Below are 25190 nucleotides of genomic sequence, written 5' to 3' on the forward strand. Positions count from 1 at the left end.
AATCCATATTTCGCGGATGATCAAATTGCATTTCAAAAAAATCAAAATTTCTGCAAGCATGTAAAAACACAAACATGCCTTGCACCGTCAAGTTCAGCGCCCGCTCTTTAAGCCAGCCAGTAACCAGTCTATGATTTTTTGTATGCTTAAAGACGCAGGATTATCCGGTTTATATTCGAGCACGGGACGCTCATAAGCGAGCGCCTCCTCGACTTGAGGACTTTCCTGGACGACGAAGGGGACCATGCGATTCCCCAGGCGATCAGCAATCAAAGTCAGCACATCCTGCGCCAGTTGCCGTTGCGAACCCTGGTTGACGATATAGGCTGAACCAACGTCAGCCTGACTTCTATGACCATAGGTAGAAATCAATTCTTCCATCTCGGGCAAAGTTGAATACGAGGCTGCATCTGCCAGCACCACGACCAACAAAAAATCGGCAGCATGTATCGCCTGCTTCAGGTAAACCGAGGGTCCAGGCGGCGTATCCAGCAAGACGATGGCATTGGCAGGCAATTTGGCAGCCTGCAGTTTTTTGCGCAACCAGACTTCCTGCTGCTCAAGCAGGGTTTCAAAACGTATGCGCTGTTTTTCGCCCCCATTGCCAAAGGGGACAAAATTCACCCCAAAAGGGCTGCTATAGCAAGCATCCATGAGCTTGGCGCGGGCAGCTGTCAAGAGACTGATGCCATTGGTTTCACCTTGATCAAGACCACCCAAATGCCATTGCATGGCATTTTGCGGATCAAGATCAAGTATCGTCACAGGAAAACCACGTTGCGCCAGACCAACGCCAAGATTAGCCGTAATGGTGGTCTTGCCCACCCCACCTTTGGCAGAAACGATGGCGACTACCAGCATGTGCGCAACTCCAGTTTGTCAATACATGGATTGACACAGGGCATCAGGCAGTTCCCCCGACTGTCAAACCTTCTATGCGCAAACTAGGCTGGCCTACACCAACCGGCAGGCTCTGCCCCTCCTTGCCACAGACGCCTATGCCAGCATCGAGGCGCAAATCATTGCCTATCATGCTGACATGATTCAGGACTTCCGGGCCATTGCCGATCAGGGTAGCACCCTTGACCGGATAACTGATCTTACCGTTTTCTATCATATAGGCTTCACTGGCTGAAAAAACGAACTTACCATTCGTTATATCGACCTGACCGCCGCCAAAGTTGAGGGCGTAGAGACCATTTTTAACAGATGCGAGAATTTCTTCCGGATCTTTGTCGCCTGCCAGCATATAAGTATTGGTCATGCGCGGCATGGGCAGGTGGGCAAAGGATTCACGTCTGGCATTACCGGTGACTGGCATTTTCATCAGACGGGCATTCATGGTGTCCTGCATATAGCCTTTCAGAATGCCATCTTCTATCAGTGTGGTGCACTGGGTGGGATTGCCCTCATCGTCCATGTTCAGGGAGCCGCGACGGTTCAGCATAGTGCCATCATCCACCACGGTCACACCTTTGGCCGCAACACGCTGGCCTATGCGGCCAGAGAAAGTGCTTGAACCCTTGCGATTAAAATCGCCTTCCAGGCCATGGCCTATGGCTTCATGCAGCAAGACACCTGGCCAGCCTGGGCCGAGTACCACGGTCATGGGGCCAGCCGGAGCCGGGCGGGCTTCCAGATTCACCAGCGCTGACTTGACAGCTTCATCTGCATATTGCTCCAGCAAGGCATCGCTGAAATAGGAATAATCATAACGACCACCGCCACCGCTATTTCCCATTTCACGACGACCATTTTGTTCTGCAATGACTGTCAGCGAAACCCGCACCAAAGGGCGGATATCGGCAGCCATGACACCATCGCTGCGCGCCACCAGTACCACATCATATTCACCAGCCATGCTGGCCATGACCTGGACGATGCGCGGGTCTTTCGCTCTGGCAATTTTCTCCAATTTTTCCAGTAACTGGACTTTTTGATTGGCATCCATGGAATGCAAAGGATCATCGCGTAGATACAGGGAGCGGTTGTCCAGCCCTTGCAGACTGGATGCCACCTGGATTTTACCTGCGCCCTGGCGGCCTATCGTGCGAGTTGCCTTGGCGGCATCAAACAGTGCTTGTTCAGAGATTTCATCCGAATAGGAAAATGCCGTTTTGTCGCCAGATACGGCACGCACGCCCACACCCTGGTCTATGGAAAAACTACCGGTCTTGACTATGCCCTCTTCCAGGCTCCAGCCCTCGTTGCGAGTGAACTGGAAATACAGGTCAGCATAATCGACCTTATGGGTAAACATGCTGCCCAGTACCTTGCTGAGCTTGGCCTCATCCAGGCCAAAAGGAGTCAATAAAATGTCACGCGCAATGGCGAGATGACTAATAGCGGGATCAAATGGAGTCATAGAATAAATTATTTATACAGCACATCAGATTAGCGCACTTTGCTAGCAAAGTTGTGGCGCACGTAATTACATTGTAGAGCATCTGCCAGATTCGCTGGGCCTCACGCGTGACAACAGTGACAATAATGACAATAGGCCAAGCTTAATCCGGCCTTATTTCATAACCTGCGGTGGCGCAATGCCGGCAAGCTTTCACGTATGCTGGCGATCAGGCTTTCATCAATATCTCCACTGACGATGCCTTCGCCTTCTTCCAATACATTCAAGACTTTGCCCCAGGGATCAATCAACATACTGTGCCCCCAGGTACGACGGCCATTCACATGCTTGCCGCCCTGGCCACATGCGAGTACATAACACTGGTTTTCTATGGCGCGGGCGCGCAACAGAATTTCCCAGTGCGCCTGACCGGTTGTATAAGTAAATGCTGCTGGCACCACGATGAGTGAACAGGTCCCAAGTGCCCGGTACAGCTCAGGAAAGCGTAAGTCATAGCAAATCGAGAGCGCCACTTTGCCAAAGCCCGCATCAAAACTGCTGACTTGGTCTCCAGCAACAATGGTGCGTGCTTCTTCATACGATTCTTCACCCTTGCTAAATCCAAATAAATGGATTTTGTCGTAGCGCGCCACCAGTTGGCCTTCTGGATTAAACACCAGCGTCGTGTTCAAGACCTTGTCAGGCTCGGCAGCCTTCAGGGGTATGGTGCCGCCTATCAGCCAGACGCCAAGGCTGGCAGCCATCTCCGCCAGAAAATTTTGCATCAGGCCTGATCCCGGGGCTTCGGCGATCACTACCTTATCGGTTTCCTGCAAGCCCATCAAAGGCCAGTACTCCGGCAATAACAATAATTTCGCGCCACCATCTGCGGCTTCTTGCAACAAACGCCTGGCAGTAGCGATGTTTTCTGCCAGCACTGGCGTGGAAATCATTTGTATCGCTGCAATCTTCATATTCACCTCATTTGTCCTTAGTATGCGATCCCAGGTTTCAAGGTTTGCTGGCAGCCTTTACACTGGCCTGACTATCTCGCCCTTCGACCTTGGTTACGGTGGGTTCTTTCCATGATCCGCTGACCTTATATTCAAACGTAAACGCCTTGCTCAAAGGTTCCTTCAAGAATAGTTGCGCCAGAAAAGTCCCCAAGCCTATCACCGGGTTCACGGCCAGGCCATACAGTACCGATGCCGTGCCTACATTGACAATCGGGATGACCGTGACATGCAAATCCTGTGCTTCATGGACGATATCAGCATTTCCCTGCAAGAGCACAGTGGCATTGACCCCCAGCATTTTCAGGTTATCAGTTTTCGCCACACCCTGCTCTATCTGGGCAATACCAGCAATCGAGTCAAAAGCAAAACCATCAGAAAACACATCACGAAAATCCAGCGTCAAGCGGCGCGGCAGGGATTGCAGGCTGAGCACACCCAGCAGCTTGGCCGCTCCCGGGTCCACCTTTAAAAATTGCCCACTCGACAGCACCATCTTGATTTGCCCATTCATGCTGGGTATGTCCATGGCGAAGGGTAAGCCATTCCAGTGCACTTCCCCTTCCAGCTTACCCTTGCCGCCACGTAAAACATCGACAAAACCCAGGCGATCGAGTAACTTGCCGGAGTTCACCACATCCAGTACATAATTAAGCTGGGTACGTCCGGCACCGCCCTGACTGATCCATTTACCGTAGGCAGTAAAGTCAGCATCCGGGTTTTTCAGCATCAACCTGTTGATCTGCCACTCACGTGCACCACCCTGGCTGCTGACCTGATTCACGGCCTGCAGTTCCAGGTGCCCTAGCTTCTTGTTCAATAACTCAAAATTTTCAGCAACGATGTCCAGGCCAGGCATTTGCGTCGTGGTATTTTTTCCTTCCAGTAACTCGCTGACCTCAGCCGCAGCAGACTGGGGAATGATGAGATTACTCAGGCGTGCTGTCACACTGGCCACGCCTTGCCCCCCTGCTCCCTCACTCCAGGTCAGGTAACCAGCGGCTTGATTGGAATGTATATTCGCCTGCCAGACTTTATTTTGCCTGGAAATACCCACTACAACATTGTCCAGTTGCTTGCCCATGATGCGTAATTCTGGTGTTCTTGCAGCCATGGTAGTTGGCTCCAGATAGGGAGACAGGTCCAGTTCGGCAGCGTCCCTTTCAGCTGCACCTGAGCTGGCTTGCTGTGTCGTCGCGACCGGTGACATCAGGCGGCGCCACTCATCAATATTGAGCGATTTCAATTCTATATTGGCATTCAAGCCGCTATCCGGCTCTGGGGCTGGCGCATTCACGCCTATACCGCCGCGCAACACTTGCCAGGCTGCAGTTCCCTGTTTTTGGCGGAAGTATCTGGCATTGATGGCATTACCCAGGCTGACCCGGATTTCATCGCGCCAGGTTTGCGCATCCAGACCTGCTTGTGGCAGCAATTCAAAATGCAAAGGCATGATTTCAGCCGCACTTTTTTTCAATGGCACAGGGAAATTCAAGGCCACGCCTGCCAGCGTAGAGTCAATGATGATTTCCGGCTGCCGCTTTTTAACATGGATACTGGCGCTATATCTGCTGCTACCGCTGATACGATCTGCCAGTTTATCCGTCATCGAGGCTGGCATGATCTTGCGTATGCCTTCTGCAGTGACGTTGCCATCCAGCCTGACCTTGACGCTATTATCTTTTTGCGAGCCACCGCTGATTTGCACAGCACCACCGAGTGCACTGCCTTTCAGTGTACCGAGATTAACCCCGGTCTCGTTGAACTCCAGCTTGCCATTCAAGCCCGTCACCTGAGGTATACCTGGCTGCAGCAGCACGTCGTTATTGGCAAACTGCAAGACCCCTAGTACCTTGGACTCTATCAGGTGCTGCAGGGGCAATTGCAGCTTGAGTTGCAAAGCGGCTGGCGCCGAAGTTTTGGCCTCTTTTAAAAAATGTCCCAGCCAGCCACTCACCGGGCTGGCACTGACATAGGCCAGCATGTTTTGCAGACTGCCGCTGACGGCACCATCGATATTGAGTATGGCACCATGATGTGAAAGGTCGGGAATGATGGCTTTCACCTTCTTCAGGTCCACCCCCAGGGTTCTGGCGGTATCGCCAGTAATTTCCATCCTCGCCTTATCAAAGACAAAACCACCTTTGATATCTTCTATCACCGGCCAGACCGGCTTGCCCTCTTCATTCAAAGCCCCGGCGGTAAAATCAAGCTTGGCCCCGTTCAAATTGCCCTTGATGAGAAACTCCCCCTTATGGGCTTTTTTACCATCCGTGCCATTAAAAGGAAAATGGGCAAGATCACCACGTATGCGCACGCTGACATCATCGGCCTTGCCTTCCAGTATGGAATTCAGCAACCAGTGTCGTAAATGCTCTTCTGCCACCGCAGGGATATAGCGATCCAGCTGCTTCAGATCAAAACCGGAAATACTGCCAGTCAAATCAACTTCCCCAGGCTGGGCATCGGCCCCATGGCGCATGGACATGATATGTTTGCCAGACAAGACCGCGTGCATGCCTTCTTGCTGTGCATCCATTTTATGGATCTGGAAAATCAGCTTATCCTGCTCAACAAACTGCCATTGCGCATGCATATTCAGGCGTGAGAATGGCATGAGCGGATCAACAAAGTAACTGGGCAGACGCAAGGACAAGTCTTTCGAGTCCAAAATAAAACTGCCGCCCTTGTCATTGGCTTCCAGGCTACCTGACAGGTTTTCAAATCCGGGAATGGCGGGCACTGCTGCCTTGGCGGGCAATTGCGCCGTTTTAGCCCTGGCCAGTTGTGCTGGTTGCGCCTGCATGGACAAATCGATGAACTGGCCTTTGACGCTATAAGAAGAAACATCAGGATAAGTACCCTGCCACTTTGCAGTGAATTCCCTGAGTTGCCCCTTTGGGGCGAAATCGACCATCATCTGGCGCTGATCTGCTGGCAGTGGCAGATGTTCGGCAAAATTTGCCAGAGTTTGCAAGTCCAGGGTCTGGGCATACAATTCCACTTTTTCCGGCTGGCCTTTTTCACCAGGTGTAAAAGTCTCCTTGATGGTGGTTGCCGGCAATTGCTGACCTTCGCGATTGCGCATGGAAAAATTGATGAGCGAGATGCTGTGCCCCGCCTGCCCCATGAAAGCAGCCAGGAATTTTTGTTTGACTGTCTGGGTTTCACTGGCGATCAGGCGACCGCTGACCAAAGCCATATCCAGCTCAGGCAAGTCTGCACGGAATTTACCGCGGACATCGGCCAGACTGAGATCCGCCGTCAAATCAGCCAGCCTGCCTTTATCCAGGTGCAACCAGGCACGCACAGAACCATAGGCTTTTTTAACATCTGCCGGGTAGTCTATATACGTTTTCAGCGCAGCCAGGTCGGTACGGTGCAAGTCTGTATATAAATCACCAGTCCACAAAGAAAAATCAGAAATCTTTTTGGCAAAGACGGGATGCTGGAAATCACCGCGTATATCGAGTGGCGCTGACAAACTGGCATCCGGTGTCGCCTTTAGTGCAAACCGATGATGCCGCCACTGATTTTGCAAGAGAAAACTGACATCAGGCATGGATAAAGCTGCTGCATTGCGCGTTTTATCTGTCCAGCGCAGCGAACCATTACGAATAAGAATCTCATGCTGTGCCAATACCCAATCCAGACCCTGGCCCTTGCCTTCTGCGCTGGGATCTATATAAAATCCGCCGACATAGAGTTTGCCGTCGACCTCTCTTTGTATATCCAAGGCGGGCTTATTGATGACAATACGTTCAAAACGCAACTCTGCAACAGCCAAAGTCCACCAGGACATGGTAGCCGACACCTCAGGTAAAACCAGTGCCTGAGCACCCTGTTTGTCATACAGGACCACATTCTTCAGCATCAGTTGTGGCTTCAAACCCTGCCAGGATGCATGCAAATTGGCAATCTTCAGTTGCCGCCCCAGGGAAGTCGAGATCGCATGCTCTATATCGGGTTTGTATCTGTCTACATTGGGTAATACGACATAGCGCAGTACCAGTACCAGGATGCAGAACAAGAAATACAATGAAAGAATAAGCTTGAGCGTAAAACGCAAGCTTTTGTCACAGGTACGCCAGGTGAAATGGCAAAGCCGCCAGAAATGGCCGGGCTTTTCATCCTCATCCGAGGTATTAGCAATGGTCTCTTGATCTGCTTGTGTCATTGCTAAGATTTATTTTATTTGTAAGTAAAACTTGCGTAAAAACAATGCAATTGCATAAAAACAGTTCTCATTATTCTTGCGCAAATCCTCACACGCTGAAAAGCATGGCAGCAAAATCCAGAAAATTTCACACATACTGACTACTCAATCACGGTCTCTATTATTTTTTTAATCATTGTCCGACTACTTTTGGTAAATTCCCTCTCTTTCAACAGTGATCTCCATACTCCCAAGGAGTATAAATTCAATTCCAACTTTTTGCACAAGTCCAGTGCCGCATAGCCCGAAAGCTCACGATCGCTTAGAATTAATAACAACACTGACCAGACTGCGCCCCATTATGACTGCAAGCACTACCAATCAGGCTGAAATTCTTCAGGCTTCCCGTTTTTTTACACATTGCATACAAGCAGATGCAAGCCGAAATGCGCAGTTACAGCAAGTTTCTGAATTATCCCTGAGCCCGGAGCATTTTGCGCAGTTTTTACAAAAAGAAATATGCCAGGGTGCCAGTCTTAACAAAGCCATGCGCCGTTTGCGCAAACTGGTGGTGTGCAGCCTCATCAAACGTGATTTATGCGGCCAGGCGGATCTCAATGAAGTTGTGACAAGCATCAGCTTGTTTGCTGATTTTGTCGTGCAACAGCATTTGCAAGCCCTGAGCGCAGAAATGCAGACCATGCATGGCACACCTATCGGGGAAGAAAGCGGCACAGAACAAGCCATGATCGTACTGGGCATGGGCAAGCTGGGGGGGTATGAACTGAATGTTTCTTCTGACATAGACTTAATTTTTTGCTATGCAGAAGATGGTGAGACGAGAACCACAGATTCGACACAGCGCAGCCTGTCCAATCATGAATACTTTAGCCGTCTGGGTAAAAAGCTCATCGCCGCTATCTCTGAAGTGACTGAAGATGGGTATAGCTTCCGCGTCGACATGGCCTTGCGTCCGAATGGCGCATCTGGCCCGCTGGTCGCCAGCTTCAATATGATAGAAGAGTACTTCCTGATACAAGGGCGAGAATGGGAGCGTTATGCCTGGGTCAAGGCCAGGGCCATGACCGGTAATGCTGACGATATCGTTGCTCTGGAAAAAATCATCCGCCCCTTCGTCTATCGCCGCTACCTCGACTATGGCGCAATCGATTCCCTGCGCTCCATGCATGCCCAGATCCGCGCCGAGGTCGTGCGTCAGGAAAGCAAGCACCCAGAGCGCAGCAATAACGTCAAACTCGGACGTGGCGGCATACGTGAGGTGGAATTCCTGGCCCAGGTCTTCCAGCTGATAAGGGGTGGCCGCGACGCCAGCCTGCGTGACCGCTCTACCCGCCTGACTCTGCAGGTCCTGGCCGAAAAAGGCATCATGGATGTACCCATCATAGAAAAACTGCTGGAATCCTATACCTTTTTGCGCAATCTCGAACATAGACTGCAATATCTGGACGATGCCCAGACCCATACCTTCCCCGCCAAGGAAGAAGATCAGCAAAGAATTGCACAAATGATGGAATGCGCCAGCGTCACTGAATTACTGGAGCAATTACGTCCACACCGCGAATTCATCGCAGAGCAATTTGATGCGATCTTCCGCGACAAGGCAGAAAACAATAGCGAGAATGAACAAGGCATGCTGGCTGTCAGCCTGTCCAGCCCGGACAGCGATGAATTGATCGCTGCCCACCTGGCAGGTTTGGATTTTTCAGTACAGGATGCCAGCGCATTCAGCCAGCGACTCCAGGCAACCTGGCAATCACCCAAGGTGCAATCCTTGTCTGAAGCCAGTCGCATGAAACTGGTTGCCCTGGTCAACAATGCCCTGAACATCATTGCCAGACAAGGCAGCAATCAATTACTGGCCTGGAACCGCCTGCTGGATTTCATGGAAGCCATTGCCCGCAGGGCAGCCTACCTGGCTCTCCTGACCGAATATCCGCATGCACTGGCACGCGTGATACGCATGATGGCGGCATCCGACTGGGCGGCCAAATTCCTGACCCGTCATCCCCTGTTGCTGGATGAATTGCTGGATGAGTCCTCACTCCATCAGCGCCCTGACTGGCCGGCGTTCCGCCTGGATTTGCAAGAACACCTGGCGCAACATGCGGGTGACACTGAAAGACAGATGGAAACACTGCGCGAGATGCATCATGCCATGCAATTTCGCTTACTGGCACAGGATCTGGAAGGTCAGCTCAGTGTAGAGCATCTGGCCGATGAATTATCGCAACTGGCCGACATCATCGTCGCGGCGGTATTGCAGTCCGCCTGGCTTACCGTTGCCAGCAGACATACAGCAGAACCCAGTTTTGCTGTCATTGCCTATGGCAAGCAAGGTGGCAAGGAACTGGGCTATGCCTCTGACCTCGATGTCATCTTCCTGTATGAAGATGAAGATCAGGACGCGCCAGCCAATTATGCCAAACTGGCACAGCGTTTTATCACCTGGATGACCAGCCATACACCAGCGGGCATCCTGTTTGATATCGATATCGCCTTGCGCCCCGATGGTGCCAGTGGTTTGCTGGTTTCTTCAGTCGCATCCTTTGCTCGCTACCAGGAAAAATCTGCCTGGCTATGGGAACATCAGGCACTGACCCGCGCCCGTTTTTGCGCAGGCAATGCCAGCATAGGCGAGCAGTTTGAACAAATACGTGAAACAGTCCTGCGCCAGCAAAGGGATGCAGATAAATTGCGAGACGAGGTAATCAGCATGCGCAAGAAAATGCGTGATGCGAATGTCAATCGCAGTGACTTGTTTGACCTCAAGCATGAAGCGGGTGGCATGATAGATATAGAATTCATCGTGCAATATCTGGTCTTGAAATACGCTTGCCAATACCCTGAACTGACTGCCAACAAGGGTAATATCGCTCTCTTGAAACGTTGCGGTGAACTTGGTTTGATCGATGTGCGGCTGGCGAAAAAAACTGCCGATGCCTACCGCCTGTTCCGCAAACTTCAGCATGGCATACGCTTGCAGGGAGAAGACCGTGCCAGGGTCTCGCTAGAAATAGTAGAGCAAGAAGCCAGCGCCGTCAGGGATTTGTGGCATAGCCTGTTTGTGGATATTGCGTCCCCTGGTACCGCGCATTAACACGCATCATTAAAGCGCTTCATTAACGCGCTTCATTAACGCGCTTCATTCACTGCATTGATGAATACCATGCGGGAGAGGAAATCCACTCCCCCACTTCCTCAGCAGCTCTTACATGCGATACATTTTTACAGGCATGGGAACTGGCAGGCAAATAAAACCACATGGCTTGACGTCTATCCCCATATTGACATCACCCATCCCTGGCTTTGCACATTTGACTTCAACTATGTCAAAGTAAGGCCATTTTCGGTCAAGTCTCAACATGCTTTATAAAAATAATATCTAGCCTTCCAACGATGAGCAAGCAAGCACTCTCTACCGAATCAGCCAATGAGTCAGCCAACTTCACACTGTCACAAGTGCCATGGTGGAAATCGACTATGGTCGTCATCATGGTCTGGAGTATCTTTGCATTCATCTGGACGTCGACCAGCTATGTAGATGGCTTTGCAGAAAATCCTGTCAACCAGCGTGAATGGGATTTCAAGCTCAATTTCACTGTGCTTATCCCCTATATCCTGCTCAATAGTATATTGGCGGTGTTTTTTAATAAGTATGCTGAAAAATTATCACGCCCCCATGTTTTATGCTTGTTGTTCGTCACGCTGATTTTGTTGTTCGTGCCCATTGCCGAATTCTATCAATTGATTATCTTTGTCCAAAAGCTCTCAAATCGCTGGCCTGATATGCTAGACATAGAAAAAAGTTACAGGCCTGTGTATTTTTCGCAAAGTGCGATGCATACCAGCCTGGCCTTTTTTGGTCAGGTCTTTTATACCCACTGGTTACTACATCACCAGCGTGAAATCGCCTTTGAAAAAGCGATACAACAAAACCTGTCGCTCAAAATCAGGATATTGCAAGGTAAGCTGGAACCCTATTTCTTACTCAGCTCACTGGAAAACATACAAAAACTGATACACAGCACAGCCCAGGCAGAAGCCAATACTGCCTTGGTGCGTCTCAGCAATTTGTTGCGCTATGTACTTGAGCATGACGCCAATGAAGCAATTCCAGTCGCCGACGAAATGCAGTTTTTACGTGACTACTTCAATCTGCAAAAGCTATGTCTGGGGCAAGGCTTCAGCGTTACCTGGGACAAGGAAGAAAGAGACTGGCACTCCTACACCTGTCCGGGCCTGATTTTGCTGAGTCTGGCTGACTCCAGTATCTGCCAGATGCTGAAGGGATATGCAAACGATCATCAGATACTTGAACTGCAATTCAAATGCTTTGTAGTTAATCGCCAGTTTTGCGCCAGTTTTAGTTTTCCGCAAACAAAAGTATTGCCGCAAGACGGCAATCCCGGCTACATCATGGTAGGGCAAAGACTGGAGATTTTATTTGGTGGGCAGGCGCAGTTGAGTATGCAAAACAATCTGCAAGAACAAAGGCAAGCTATTTCCATCCACTTTCCTTTGCAGGCAATCTCAAATGACTAGCTCGGGCATGACAAAAATACCGGGCAAGCTGTCCCTGGCTTTTCTGGCGGTACTGCCATGGCTGGTATCGACGATCGTACTTGGCATCGTCATGTTGACACCAAAGCCGGGAGCCGATTTACCGATCAACTTTTGGAGCGTCTTGCTCTGGCATGTGTTTGGCATGCTAGCACTGGCCATCATCAATACCTTGATGGCTTATGCTTACTATCACCATTGCAGGCAAATGCTGCGCCTGAAAAATATGCTGATAACTGCCTTCTTGCTGCTCGTGGCGGGCCTGCCCTTATTGGTGACCAATATACTTGCTTCAAAACTGGCGCGCAACGGCCTGAATCTGAGTGTGTTGCCGGATATGGTCTTGCGCTATAAAGCCGATGACTGGTATTACTTTGCCTGTGTCTTGTTGTGCATATTCATGTTTCATACCAGCTATGCTGCATGGCGGCAGGGGCATGAGAGAAAACTGCAGTTGCAAATTGCCGAAAGTGAAAATCTGGCACTACGGCTGCATTTTCTACAAGGCCAATTGAAACCACACTTTCTCTTCAATGCCCTCAATAGCATCAGCGCCCTGGTACGTGGAGAAGATCGAGAGCTGGCCAGCAAAGCCTTGCTGCAATTAAACAACTTATTGCGTAATGCGGTACGGGCCAGCCAATGCCAGTGGCTCAACATGGCAGAAGAAATCGCCTTTGTACAAGATTATCTGGCCATGCAGTCACTACGTTTTGGCGACCGCATGCATATCTGTTTTGACATAGCAGATCATGAATGGAGTAACATTGCCGTCCCGCCCTTGTTGCTACAGCCGTTGGTGGAAAATGCAATACATCATAGCGTAGAAAAAAGCCAGGAGTATTGCACTATCGCGCTGGCGCTACGCCTACAAGACAATATCGTGATATTTGAAATCCGCAATCCCCATCTCCCCCATATTCCGGGCCGTAGCGGACATGGTCTTGGTATCAGCACCATAGGGCAACGTTTGCTGATTCTTTACCAGAAAAACGCCAGTTTGCAAGTACATGCCGAACCAGATCTGTTTACGGCCAGGCTGGAATTTCCAGCACGCGCACTGGCACAGCACATCACACAATAATCTTCCTGTTCACAAACGCTTTTCATGAAAAAAATCCTGGCTGTTGATGATGAACTCCCGGCACTGACCAATATACAATTGGCCCTGCAAGCACACCGCGGTTGGCAACTACTGGCAAGTTGCCATTCCACTGCACAGGCACGCGCAATGCTACAAACCGAGCAAGTTGACCTGATTTTGCTCGATATAGAAATGCCCATGCAATCCGGTCTGGAATTCGCCCGCGAACTCAGCCAGCAGCCCAAACCACCACTAATCGTTTTTATCACTGCATATAATAAGCATGCCGTCGCTGCCTTTGAAGTGTTTGCGCTTGACTATTTGCTCAAGCCATTTGAAGACGAGCGTTTTGCCACCATGCTGGAACGTGCCAGCATGAGTATAGAGATGGATCAGCAAGCCGCCCAAAATGCAGCAATGCAGGATTATTTCCATAATCAGGATGCCATGCAAGCTGGCGAAAAAGAGCCTCTACTGAATCACATCGTCGTGCGCTCTGTGGGTTATATAGAACGCATAGGCATACATGAAATCATCTGGATCAGTGCCGCAGGAAACTATGTTGAACTCCACTTGCGTGACAGAGTGGTCATGCATCGCTCAACCATCGCTTTTATGGAAGCACATTTGCCCCCCGATTTGTTCGCACGACTGCATCGCAATTCCATCGTTCGTTGCGACGCAATGCGCAGCATTGGTATCAATAGTGAGTATGGTTATTTCACTGCACTCAGCAACGGTGATAAAGTAAGTATCAGCGTCAGGAATTACAAGCGGGCCAAGAAATTACTGGACAAGTGATTGTTTACCTCGTGCCGTATTGTTTAGTTCTGCGCAATGCTCTCATCCACCTGTACAGGAATTTACGCAAGTTATTGCAATCATCAAGCACTCTGCGCCTGCTTCAAGCTTGCGTCTGTCCCTGCATTATTGACACCCATCCCATTTGCTTGATTTACAACACGTACAAACCAATTTCCTCAAAGCTTGTCCCTTTATACATGAGCTATTCATGATTGCAGGACAAAGTATTGCTGACGAAATGGACACACACGGAAGTCGCTGTGCATCAGCAGATATCCGCCAACAAACGGGATAAAAAAGCCCGCCATTTGCTGCAGGCTAAGTGTCATGACTATGCGCGTGGATACTGAAGCAGCATCATGCAGTCGGACCAAAAATCGGATTGTCTTGATCGTGCATTTCAAATAAACAATTTCCTTAAGGATGTCGTCAATGATGCAAGAAAAAATAATAGCCTGTTCCGTGCGCCTGATGTTTATTGGCGGTATTACCATGGGAAGCGGTCTATTTGCCCATTCAGCTTTGGCTCAAGAGGCAAAAACCGAGGCAGAGAAAGTTCAAAAAGTGACAGTCACAGGCTCTGCCATCAAGCGCGTAGATACTGAAACTGCAGCCCCTATAGAAATCTATAGCAAGAAAGATATAGAACGCACTGGAGCGACCACGGTTTCCGAATTGATCAAGAATCTGGCTTCGCTGGACGTGAATGATAGTGGTGAGCAAACCGCTAATTCCCCTGTTGGCTCTGGCGTAACCAATGTCAAAATGCGTGGACTGAGCGAGCGCAATGTGTTGATCTTGTTGAATGGCCGCCGTTTGCCAGCCAATGCGCTGGCTGATGGTACTGGTGCTGGTGCGGCAGTGGATGTAGGCAGCATCCCTCTCAGCGCCCTGGAACGGGTAGAAATATTGAAAGATGGCGGCTCGGCCATTTACGGCGCAGATGCAGTGTCTGGGGTGATGAATTTTATCACCAAGAAAAATTACCAGGGAGCCGAAGGCAAACTTGGTTATGGTAAAAGCTCACGTTCAGATGCCCAGGAAAAAACCGCCAGCCTGGTATTTGGTGTGGGTGACTATGAACAGTCTGGATTTAATGTATTGGCCAGCCTGGATGTAATCAAACGTGACCCTATCATGAGAAATGCGCGTGAGATCAGCCGCTCAGCAGATTTCCGCCGCTTCTTTGGTGGCACTGATAATCGCAGCGGCTACTCACCTTATGGCAATATCAAAACTGGAGGACAGTTAAAACCCTGCCCGCCAGAAGATCTGGCAGGCGATACTTGCCGCTTCGATACCAATAAGACTTTGTTGACTGCAGTGAATGGTGCAGACAGATTCAATGGCATGCTACTGGGCAGTTTAAAAGTCAGCAATGACATCCGTGCCTTTGCCGATTTCACTTACTCAGAAAGTAAGGATCATTTTGAGGCCCAGCCCGCACCCGGAGTTTACCAGGATGAAAAAGGTCGCAATATCAATGGCCGCTTCATGCAAATTGGGCCGCGCACGACCGATAAAAAAGCTACTTTGACACAAGTCGCTGCTGGCCTGGAAGGCAATACCAGAGGAATAGACTGGGATATCTCTGTTGGCAAGGGCATCAGTGAAGTCAGCAACAAAGACTCCAATTATGCGCAAACCGAACTCTTTAATGCGGCGATTGCAAATCACTTGATCGATCCAACCAGCATGAGCAATTCAGAGGCCGAGATCAATAAATTTCGTTTGACACCAATCCGTACTGGCAAATCAGAATTGAGCTTTGTCAATGCAAAAGCATCTGGTGCCGTCATGGACTTGGCGGGTGGTCCTTTGTCTTATGCTGTTGGTGTTTCTTACCTGAAGGATACCCTCGCTGACAATCCTGATCAAAACCAAATCGACAACCTTGTCTTTGGCAGCATACAACAGGCAAAAGTCAATGCCAGCCGCTCTTCAAAAGCCATCTTTGCTGAATTATCCATACCCTTCATCAAAAATCTAGAGGCACAGGTAGCGGTGCGTTATGACTCCATCGATAGCGTAGGCAATAAGGCCAGCCCTAAACTGGCTATCCGTTATCAACCACTTGAAAGCCTGATGGTGAGAGCATCTTTTGCTGGCAGCTTCCTGGCTCCCACACTCAAGCAAATGTATGGCGGCCTCGACGCGGGTGCGGAGTCGACTAATCTTTCCAGCATTTGTTCAGCCTTTCCTAGTCTTTCTGGAAAATGTGTGAATTTCCCTTATTTAAGGGTCAGTGGTTCTAACCCTGACTTAAAACCAGAAACGGGGAAAACCTATAACCTGGGCTTTGTTTTTGCCCCAAGCAATGTTGTCTCGCTTGGTGTAGATTATTTTAAAATCAGCAAGAAGAATGAGATTGGCGTATTGGAACTGGAAAAAGCGATTGAACTTGGCCGTTATGAAATCAAGGGTGGCGAAGCACGTATCTTATTGAATAACCAGAACCTGGCCAGCACAGATGTGTCTGGTTTTGATCTTGATTTTCGTTTGAATCTGGCAAAGACAGCTTACGGAAAATTCAGCCTGCGCAATTCCATGACCATCTATACCCAGCTTGATTCCATCCCCAGCGCTGGTGAGCCAACAAAAAATAGCCTGGGTATTTTTTTAAATCCACGTTACCGCAATACCTTCACCCTGAATGCCGAATATACGGATTTCAATCTTGCATTAATTGCCCGTACCAGTGGATCAACTCTGGATTCAGACTTGGGTAAGGAAAAAATCCCGGCAGACACGCCAACCATCCCTTCATTTACAGAAGTGGATTTTGGTGCGCAATATACAGGCATAAAGAACCTGACACTGAGTTCAGGCATCAAAAACATGTTTGACAAAATGCCTCCTTATAGCCGCATGGGTTCACTGGGACAATACGGTAGCTTAGGATATTCGACTACACATAATCCACGTGGTCGCTTCTTTTATATGAGTGCGAATTACAAGTTCTATTAAGCTGGAAAATCACAATTCTTAAAAAACTTGTGACCAGGGTTTTATTGTATTCCCTGCTTAGCGCTTTGCAATGAAAAAATGTCGTTCAGCTTTAACACTGAACGACATTTTTTATCTGACTACCCGTTCTTCCCTTAACGACGTGAACCCACCACTTCTACCGTGACGCGGCGATTTTTTGACCTGCCCTTACTGGTTTTATTGTCGGCGATAGGCTGAGTTTCGCCCTTGCCTTCAGTGTAGACACGCGATGCATCTATGCCCTTGCTGATCAAATATGCCTTTACTGCTTCCGCGCGACGGATGGACAATTTTTGATTGTACACATCTGAACCTACCGAATCAGTATGACCGACGGTAATCATCACTTCAGTATTCATACCCTGCAATTTACTCAGCAAATCATCCAGTGCCCGTTTGCCCTCAGGTTTGACTATCGATTTATCAAAGTCAAACAGTGCTTCTGCACTGAAGGTCACTTTTTCCGAGACTGGTTGCGGCCTAGCCGGTGGTGGTGCACTCTGCACTACAGGCGCTGGAGCTTGTTCCATCACTGGTGCAGGTGCTGGTGGGGCTGTATAAGCAACTGGTCGTGCATAGGCGGGCTTACCCAGTTTGTAGACCAGACTGAATGAATAAAAATCGACATCGCCACGATTACGTACCGCATCATTGATGCGATATCGCTCTCCTTCGGCACGTATTGCCAAGGCTTCTGTAAATTTATATTCCATCCCCAGCCCGACTTTTGGATTCAGCTTTTTCTCGGTAGGATTCGGATCAGTCACTGCTAACAGTCGATTTCCAGTGAAGTGCGCATCGGCCCTGGCATAATTGGCACCGACTCGACCTAGCAGAGAAAAACGTTCGGACAAGGGTAACTGTCCAATCAAATCCAAATTAAATCCCCTGAAGCCAACCTCTCCATTGATGGTCCCTGCAGGAGTAGTGGTGGCATTGAAGCCAAATTTACCCAAGTCAAAATAACCCGCTTCCAAAGCAAAATATTTGTTCATTTGCTTACCCATAAAAAGTTTATAGGCGGTGTCACGTTCATCTGACCTGAATCCCACAGAACTTGCCCCATTGTCCATCAGGCTACGTATTATTCTCTCCCTGTCAATGCTGGTATTTGCACGACCTGCCCCCCCACCTATATACCAGGCGGTATCTGCCCAGTCCGGGTTGTTCCAGGGTTCATCTGCTTGTGCCAGTTGACTGATCAAAAGTGCACAAGCAAACAAGCTCAGCTTTGCTATATTTTTTGGCAGCGCCATGTGTTTCTCCAGTTGAATTTACTTAAATTTTTGTAAGGGGTCGACGTAACCCCTTACAGGTATTCACCAATGATTAGCGTGTAATCACATTATTTTTGAGAGTGACTGCACTCCCGCTCAGGACGCGGCCATTCTGCAAGCTCGCCGTATCACCCATGCTGATTGCTGCTTGCCCCAGGACGCTGCCTTTAAACACACTATTGGCACCAAGCGTGGTTGCTGCAGCAGGTACCCAAAACACGCTGGAAGCAGATGCCCCGCCGCTCAAGGCAACGATGGAGTTTGCTGCCGTGTTCAAAGTTGAACTACTACGGAACAGGTACAGACCTGGACCATTCATCGTCACAGTACCGGTGATCGTGATGGCACCAGCGTAGCAATACACACCTGGTGTAAAGCTGAGACCACCAAGATCAATCCCACCAGGAGCGTTGACGGTACAGGCACGGTTATTGGCATCCGCAATTGCCACTTGCAAATCAGCCAGTGCAGTAGTCAGGATAGGGCCAGATTTGTAGTTGCTGTATCCGGCTGCCTGCACAGGATCAACCGTCTGCGACGTCGAACCTACATCACCTGAAACCAGCGTCAGGCCACCAGAATTATTGGTGATGGAAGTGCCAGCCAGGACCGCAAAACTGGCAGCGCTACCCAGATTAATGCTGGCGACTGGCGCAGCAGTGACAGTAAAGCTGGTAGTGGTGATTTGCCCAGCTTGTGCCGCAGAAATATTCGTCACGCCCGGGCTAATTGCCGTCACTTGTCCGGTAGGTGAAATGCTGGCAACACTATTGACACTGGAAGTCCAGGTCACAGCAGTACTGATATTGCTTGTCGAGCCATTTGAATATGTGCCCGTCGCTGTGAACTGCTGCAATGACCCCACTGAGGCGCTTGGATTTGCTGGCGCAAGGCTGATACCTGTCAATATAAATGCAGGTGTCACCGTCAGGTTGGCACTGCCTAGCTTGCCAGAGAAACTGGCTGTGATTGCTGCCGCTCCAGTGGACAGGCCATTGGCTACTCCAGTAGCTGACACGGTAGCAACTGCCTGATTACCTGAAGTCCAGGTCACCACATTGCTGATGTTGACATTGCTGCCATCCGAATAATTACCAGTAGCGACAAACCCCTGCGCGGCGTTGACTGCAATGGTCGGCGTTGCTGGTGTGACAGTGATGGAGTTCAAAGTAGCCGCCGGCAAAACATTGAGTGTAGCCGATCCTGACTTGCTGCCAAGAATGGCGACAACAGGAGTAGTACCCACGCTAGCCGCATTCACCACACCACTTGCGTTGACTGAGGCAATCGCATTGACGCCAGAACTCCATGTAACGCTATTGCTGATATTGGCGCTGCTGCCATCAGAATAACTACCAGTTGCCACCAGGCTTTGTGTGCTACCTACAGCAATGTTGGCGTTTGCCGGCGTCACAGCTATCGAAGTCAAGGCCGCGCCCGATGAAACAGTCAGGTTTGCTGAGACTGTTTTAGTACCGGAAGTTGCGCTTATGCTTGATGTCCCCGCTGATACTCCTGTGGCTATACCGGTCGACAAAATTGTTGCGACAGCCGTGTTGGCAGAACTCCAGCTTACGGAGTTCGTCATAACAACATTACTACCATCAGAGTAAGTACCGATCGCTGAAAATGCCTGAGTTGAACCCGCAGCTACATTGGCAGTCAAGGGCGTAATTGCCAGCGAGTTCAAAGTAACGGCAGGTATGATGGTCAGGGATGCCGAACCAAACTTACTACCCAGCGTTGCTGTGACCAGTGAGGTTCCAGTCGCCACGCCTGTTGCCAGGCCATTGGGCAAGATCGTCGAGATCAATGGAGGACTAGTCGTCCAGATCACGCCACTCGTGATATTCGCAGTAGTGCCATCCGCATAATTGCCGCTGGCATTGAATTGCTGCGTACTACCCACTGCCAAATTCACATTCGGTGGTGTCACTGTAATGGACAACAAAACAGCCGAGCTGACATTGACCGTAGTCGTCGCGCTTAAGCCATTGTAAGTTGCTGTCATTATCGAGGAACCCGTAGCCAGGGCTGTTACCAGACCATTGCTTGCGGCAATCGTCGAGACTGTGGCGACGGCCGGTGTAGCAGAGGAAAAACTGCTATTACTGGTCACATTGACGCTGCTGTCGTCAGTATATTTTGCAGTCACAGTCAATTGCTGCGTCGTCCCGATTTGCAAACCTGGATTTGCTGGTGTCAACGCGATGGAAACCAGACTCGCCCCAGTCACCGTCAGCTTGGTACTGGCCGTAGTTGTGCCTGATGCCACAGCAATAACAGAAGAACCTGCCGTCACACCTGTAGCGAGGCCGGTATTGCTGATGGTGGCAATGGCAGGCGAAGCTGAAGTGAAGCTGGAAATCGCCGTGATATCAATGGTCTTGCCATCAGAGTAAGTTCCCATCGCTGCAAATTGCTGCTTGCCCCCTATCGCCACGGAGGGGTTGGCAGGAAGCAAGTTGATGGACTGCAGGGTTGCTGCTGAAACTGTCAGATTCGCAGAAGCCGATTTGCCGCCAAAACTGGCAGAAATTACCGCTGTACCACTGACTACCCCTTTGGCAATACCAGAAGTGCTATCCACCGTCGCGATAGTCGGGCTGGCAGATGTCCATGCTGAAGTTGTAGTGACATCACGGGAAGCGCCATCGGCAAAAGTTGCCGTGGCCACAAATTGCTGCATGCCACCGCTCGCTACCGTGGCTGTTGCGGGGCTGACTGTCAGTGTTGTCAGTGTTGATGAGGGCAAGCCCAGAATTGGATCACGGCCTTGATCACCACCACCGCCGCAACCGGCAACAAGTGTGGTGATGAGCATTGCAGAGACGCACGCAAGCGGCCTCAGATAGCGCTGTAGGATATTCATTATTGCCTTTTTCAGGTAAGTTCGGTGCCGAGTAATTTCGGTGTGGCCGCAATGCAATTCTTTCTGCTTCTTTATGCCGTATTCCCGATCGCTACCTGAGGTGAGATGACTAGTCTGAGTCGATATCACTTATTGGAGGCAGTCTGTATTCTTGAGTGCGCTGACAAGTAGACCAAAAGTCTTAAGCTCGAAAACGTATCAAGCATCCCTTATCTCTTTTTCACCAGACTTGATCTGTGCGATAGCGCACTCAACATCAATTGAATTTATTTAAACAACAGATGGAGATGCATAGAGCGATTAGCACCAGGAAGGGCATTGCTATGCTATTAGCGGACATCTGAATATAGGAACATTGCTGCTTGTAAATGTGCTCAATAAAAGATGCGCAGAAAGTAAATCGTCACCCGAGCATAAAGGCTAAGGTGAGAGTGTCAAATATCGACAGGCAAAAAAAATACCCGCACTTAGCGGGTATTTTGATAATGTTTAAACAACACTATTTTTTAAACTGATTTCCTACTCTGGTTCAAATATGCGGTTTAATCGTCTCCAGCCATTTCTTCATACGGTCAGCATCTGCCAGGCGTGAGTACTTACCTTTGGAATCAAGAAAGACCATGACGATATTGCGTCCTTCTATCATGGCTTGCATGACCAGGCAGCGGCCAGCCTCTGAGATATAACCGGTTTTTTGCAGACCAATTTCCCAGGCTGGGTTGATCACCAGCTTGTTCGACGTACCATATTCCAGAGGCCTGCCACCGGGTGCGACGACATATTTGGAGTCGGTAGAATACTGCCTGATCACAGGGTGCTGATAAGCGGCGTTAACCAGTTTCACCAAGTCACGCGCACTGGCGCGGTTTTGGCTGGAAAGACCACTGGAATCAACATAATGGGTTTCTGACATACCCAATTGCTTGGCTTTGACATTCATGGCAGCCACAAATGCGGGCAAACCACCTGGATAATTGCGACCCAAGGCGGAAGCTGCGCGATTTTCGGAACTCATCAAGGCGATATGCAACATGTCAGAGCGCGAGAGTCTGGAACCTATCTTCAAGCGGGAGCTGGTATTTTTTTCCTTATCGATGTCCTCATTGGTGACTTCTATCTGCTCATCCATGTCTTGATGCGCTTCTACCACGACCAGACTGGTCATCAATTTGGTGATGGAAGCGATGGGTAATGAGACATCGGAGTTTTTTTCAAACAAGACCTTGGAGCTATCCTGATCGACCACGTAGGCGACATTTGATTTTAATTCCAGCGGATCCTGGGTATTTTTCAGACCTACGCTATCACCCATGCTTGGTTTTTCAGGTACTTCGCGCACGACGGCAAGGCGTTCGGTAATGACTTTACGCTTACCATGCACCATGACAGTACGCTTGACGAACTTGCCAGATGCAGTGGTGATGATGATTTTCTTATGGGATGCTGCATGCGTCTTGCTGTGAGTTGCATGCTTTTTGGAAGTGTTTTTATGTGCGTGATTTGCAGCCAGCACACTCGCCACAGGCAAGAGTGCGATGAATGAAAAAACCACTGCATGTCGGGCAAATTTCACCATTAATGACTCCAGATTTAATATGCCAAAAAGATAGTGCAGTGTAGCAAAATTCGGAAATTCCGCAAGGAAAATAAGGAGTTATAGATGCTTATTGATATGACGCCTTAAACAAAGTTGCAAAATTTTGTCAAATTTTTGACCAAATTTAATCATGCCATGCGCAGGCTTATCATATAAATAATTTTCATTCTAAAAATTGTACAAATTCTGTGACACTGGCGCGCTCTGTAACCAGGGTATTTTCGATTTTGCTGTGATCGGCATAGCCAAGTGACATGCCACAGACCAGCATTTCATCTGCTGGCAATTGCAATTGTTCAGCGATGATTTTGTGATACTGGGTAAACGCTGCCTGAGGGCAGGTATCCAGGCCACGTCCACGCGCAGCGACCATGATGCTTTGCAAAAACATGCCATAGTCCAGCCAGGAGCCCTGCTCCATCACCCTGTCTATGGTGAATATCAAGCCAACTGGCGCATTGAAGAAAGCATAATTGCGACCGTGCTGGGCATGCATGCCTGTCTTGTTTTCACGCCCCAGCCCCAGCAAGGCATACAGATCCCAGCCTACTTTGCGGCGACGCTCTAGATAAGGTGTTAGCCATTTGACGGGATAATAGTTGTATTCCTCTTTATGCCCCCCCTGGGCTTCGCTGTTATGGGCAACCAGAATGGCATCTGACAAGCTTTGCAGCTTATTGCCGGTCAGCACATATACCTTCCAAGGCTGGGTATTGCTACCAGAAGGGGAACGTGCTGCCACTTCCAATATAGCTTGTATGTCCTGGCGAGTTACTGGCCTTGCCAGGAAAGCCCGGATGGAACGACGTGAAGTAATCGCCTCATCGACGATTTGCTGTGTTGCAGAAGTAATCATGAGTATCAAGCCTCGATAGTTTGCAAAAGCTGGCGCATGGCATCCGGGATGGCGGTAGGGCGACGATTTAGTCTGTCGACATAGACGTGTACAAAATGCCCCTGGGCCGCTGCAGTATCCTCGCCATTCTTAAATATCCCCACTTCATAGCGCACACTGGAATTACCCAGCTTGCTGACACTGACACCAGCCTGTATCTGGTCCGGGAAGGCAACAGAGGCGAGATAATTGCATTGGGTTTCTATGACAACGCCAATGACCGGGCTATTTTCTATATCCAGTACACCATTACTAATCAAAAACTGATTCACTACGGTATCAAACCAGCTGTAATAAACAACATTATTGACATGGCCATAAGCATCGTTGTCCATCCAGCGGGTGGTAATGCCATGAAAGTGCTTATAGTCTTTTCTTGTTTTTGCCACTATTGCCATCGCCTGCCCACCTCTCTGGATAGAAAAAATGAATTGCCCGGACGTAAATCTCCGCACGAAAGTCTAACATAGGCTGAGCACTTCATTTTCTGGTCATAATTGCCATACATAATCACTTCAGGAAAAGTGTCTTCACTGTTTTCTCATTTTCCTGTTGGGGTAATGACGTGATTTGAAACAAGCATTTTGTCATGCGTAATTGTTATATTGCAATGCACAAATATGACTTGACTTCATATGATGAATCAATAAAATGTGATTTATTGCAACGCACAATTCCATAGCTTATTAATTAAGTTTAGCGCTGCAACATTTCACTTAGCAATCGCCAGGTTTCTTGTATTTCACTTTCCTTAGGAGATTTCGATGTCTACTGCACCTGAACAATTTTCTGCAGCAACCAAAGCCAATTTCGATGCTCAACTTGCCCTGTTCACAAACTTGACAGGCAAAGCATTTGAAGGCGTAGAAAAATTCATAGAACTGAATTTGAACGCTGCCAAATCTTCCCTGGAAGAAAGTACTGCTGCCACCAAGCAATTGCTCGCAGCCAAAGATCCACAAGAATTTTTCAACCTGACGGCAGCACAAGCCCAGCCTACAGCAGAGAAAGTATTGGCATATAGCCGTCATCTGGCCAATATCGCTACTAGCACTCAGGCTGAATTCACGCATGCGGCAGAAGCACAAATCGCTGAAACCAATCGCAAAGTCTTGTCGCTGATCGATGAAGTCTCCAAAAATGCCCCTGCAGGTTCCGAGCAATTTGTCTCCTTCTTCAAAACATCGATAGACAATGCCAACGCCAGCTACGACCACATCAGCAAATCCACCAAGCAAGCTGTTGAAGCACTGGAAGCAAATCTGAACAATGCCGTTACTACAGCCAGTAAAGTAGCAGCTCCAAAAGTAGTCAAGAAGTAAGTCGAAACCATAAGTCTAAACGAGTCTGACAGGGAGCTCCCCCTCCCTGCCCTGACAAGTGAGCAGCAAGCAAAAAGCCCCAGTCAAAGCTGGGGCTTTTTGCTTTTTGCATGAACAGCTTATGCAAACATGGCCACGACTTTCATCGCTGTCTGCCAGACCCCCCATCCCAGAGGGACGCAGGCCAGAGCCCAGTAAAAAATGACTTTCCCTGTCATGCTGGGATCAATATGTTTGTTTACGTCTTCCATGATTAC

Annotated in this window: 16 protein-coding genes; 6 read left to right on the forward strand and 10 right to left on the reverse strand. The window is 49.3% G+C overall.

Going from position 1 to position 25190, the window contains the following annotated elements; translation table 11 throughout:
• Positions 1-93 precede the first annotated feature (93 nt).
• The 4 genes from bcsQ to ACO0LF_RS25435 form a co-directional block, all read right to left on the reverse strand.
• The gene (gene bcsQ, locus ACO0LF_RS25420) at positions 94-861 is read right to left on the reverse strand and encodes a cellulose biosynthesis protein BcsQ (protein ID WP_423019143.1); all 768 of its coding nucleotides are present in this window, start codon (positions 859-861) and stop codon (positions 94-96) included.
• A 43-nt stretch (positions 862-904) separates the two neighbouring features.
• Entirely contained in the window at positions 905-2365 is a 1461-nt protein-coding gene (gene tldD / locus ACO0LF_RS25425) for a metalloprotease TldD (protein ID WP_423019145.1), read from the reverse strand.
• A 158-nt stretch (positions 2366-2523) separates the two neighbouring features.
• Complete coding sequence (locus ACO0LF_RS25430) at positions 2524-3318, reverse strand: carbon-nitrogen hydrolase family protein (protein WP_423019281.1); 795 nt, start codon at positions 3316-3318, stop codon at positions 2524-2526.
• A gap of 37 nt (positions 3319-3355) precedes the next feature.
• Positions 3356-7534, reverse strand: coding sequence for a YhdP family protein (locus ACO0LF_RS25435; RefSeq protein ID WP_423019147.1), 4179 nt, complete (start codon positions 7532-7534; stop codon positions 3356-3358).
• A gap of 328 nt (positions 7535-7862) precedes the next feature.
• Between ACO0LF_RS25435 and glnE the strand changes: the two genes are divergently transcribed.
• The 5 genes from glnE (at position 7863) to ACO0LF_RS25460 (ending at position 16949) form a co-directional block, all read left to right on the forward strand.
• Positions 7863-10631 carry a bifunctional [glutamate--ammonia ligase]-adenylyl-L-tyrosine phosphorylase/[glutamate--ammonia-ligase] adenylyltransferase gene (gene glnE / locus ACO0LF_RS25440; RefSeq protein ID WP_423019283.1) on the forward strand — a complete coding sequence of 923 codons (2769 nt, stop codon included), beginning with the start codon at positions 7863-7865 and terminating at the stop codon, positions 10629-10631.
• Between the two features lie 299 nt (positions 10632-10930).
• Entirely contained in the window at positions 10931-12076 is a 1146-nt protein-coding gene (locus ACO0LF_RS25445) for a histidine kinase (protein ID WP_423019149.1), read from the forward strand.
• Positions 12069-13178 (forward strand): sensor histidine kinase, encoded by a 1110-nt coding sequence (locus ACO0LF_RS25450; RefSeq protein WP_423019151.1) that lies wholly within the window; start codon positions 12069-12071, stop codon positions 13176-13178. Before ACO0LF_RS25445 ends, ACO0LF_RS25450 begins: the two co-directional genes overlap by 8 nt.
• A 24-nt stretch (positions 13179-13202) precedes the next feature.
• Positions 13203-13979 carry a LytR/AlgR family response regulator transcription factor gene (locus ACO0LF_RS25455; RefSeq protein WP_423019153.1) on the forward strand — a complete coding sequence of 259 codons (777 nt, stop codon included), beginning with the start codon at positions 13203-13205 and terminating at the stop codon, positions 13977-13979.
• Between the two features lie 435 nt (positions 13980-14414).
• Positions 14415-16949 carry a TonB-dependent receptor gene (locus ACO0LF_RS25460; RefSeq protein ID WP_423019155.1) on the forward strand — a complete coding sequence of 845 codons (2535 nt, stop codon included), beginning with the start codon at positions 14415-14417 and terminating at the stop codon, positions 16947-16949.
• 134 nt (positions 16950-17083) lie between these two features.
• Here ACO0LF_RS25460 and ACO0LF_RS25465 read toward each other — a convergent pair whose 3' ends face one another.
• From ACO0LF_RS25465 to ACO0LF_RS25485, 5 genes are all read right to left on the reverse strand, one after another.
• Positions 17084-18226, reverse strand: coding sequence for an OmpA family protein (locus tag ACO0LF_RS25465; RefSeq protein WP_423019157.1), 1143 nt, complete (start codon positions 18224-18226; stop codon positions 17084-17086).
• A gap of 73 nt (positions 18227-18299) precedes the next feature.
• On the reverse strand, positions 18300-21119 hold the full coding sequence (locus ACO0LF_RS25470) for a beta strand repeat-containing protein (RefSeq protein WP_423019159.1): 2820 nt from the start codon (positions 21117-21119) through the stop codon (positions 18300-18302).
• A gap of 529 nt (positions 21120-21648) precedes the next feature.
• Positions 21649-22695 (reverse strand): D-alanyl-D-alanine endopeptidase, encoded by a 1047-nt coding sequence (gene pbpG / locus ACO0LF_RS25475; RefSeq protein ID WP_423019161.1) that lies wholly within the window; start codon positions 22693-22695, stop codon positions 21649-21651.
• A gap of 184 nt (positions 22696-22879) precedes the next feature.
• The gene (locus ACO0LF_RS25480) at positions 22880-23572 is read right to left on the reverse strand and encodes a nitroreductase (RefSeq protein ID WP_423019163.1); all 693 of its coding nucleotides are present in this window, start codon (positions 23570-23572) and stop codon (positions 22880-22882) included.
• A 5-nt stretch (positions 23573-23577) separates the two neighbouring features.
• Positions 23578-24009, reverse strand: coding sequence for an acyl-CoA thioesterase (locus ACO0LF_RS25485; RefSeq protein ID WP_423019165.1), 432 nt, complete (start codon positions 24007-24009; stop codon positions 23578-23580).
• 366 nt (positions 24010-24375) lie between these two features.
• On the opposite strand from ACO0LF_RS25485, the gene ACO0LF_RS25490 reads away from it, so the two are divergent.
• Positions 24376-24933 (forward strand): phasin family protein, encoded by a 558-nt coding sequence (locus ACO0LF_RS25490; RefSeq protein ID WP_423019167.1) that lies wholly within the window; start codon positions 24376-24378, stop codon positions 24931-24933.
• Between the two features lie 119 nt (positions 24934-25052).
• Here ACO0LF_RS25490 and ACO0LF_RS25495 read toward each other — a convergent pair whose 3' ends face one another.
• Positions 25053-25184: an MFS transporter small subunit gene (locus tag ACO0LF_RS25495; protein ID WP_423003506.1), complete on the reverse strand. Its 132-nt coding sequence runs from the start codon at positions 25182-25184 to the stop codon at positions 25053-25055.
• Positions 25185-25190: the final 6 nt, after the last annotated feature.

It is taken from the genome of Undibacterium sp. Di27W, assembly GCF_049340345.1.
In the GTDB taxonomy this organism is placed as follows: domain Bacteria; phylum Pseudomonadota; class Gammaproteobacteria; order Burkholderiales; family Burkholderiaceae_D; genus Undibacterium.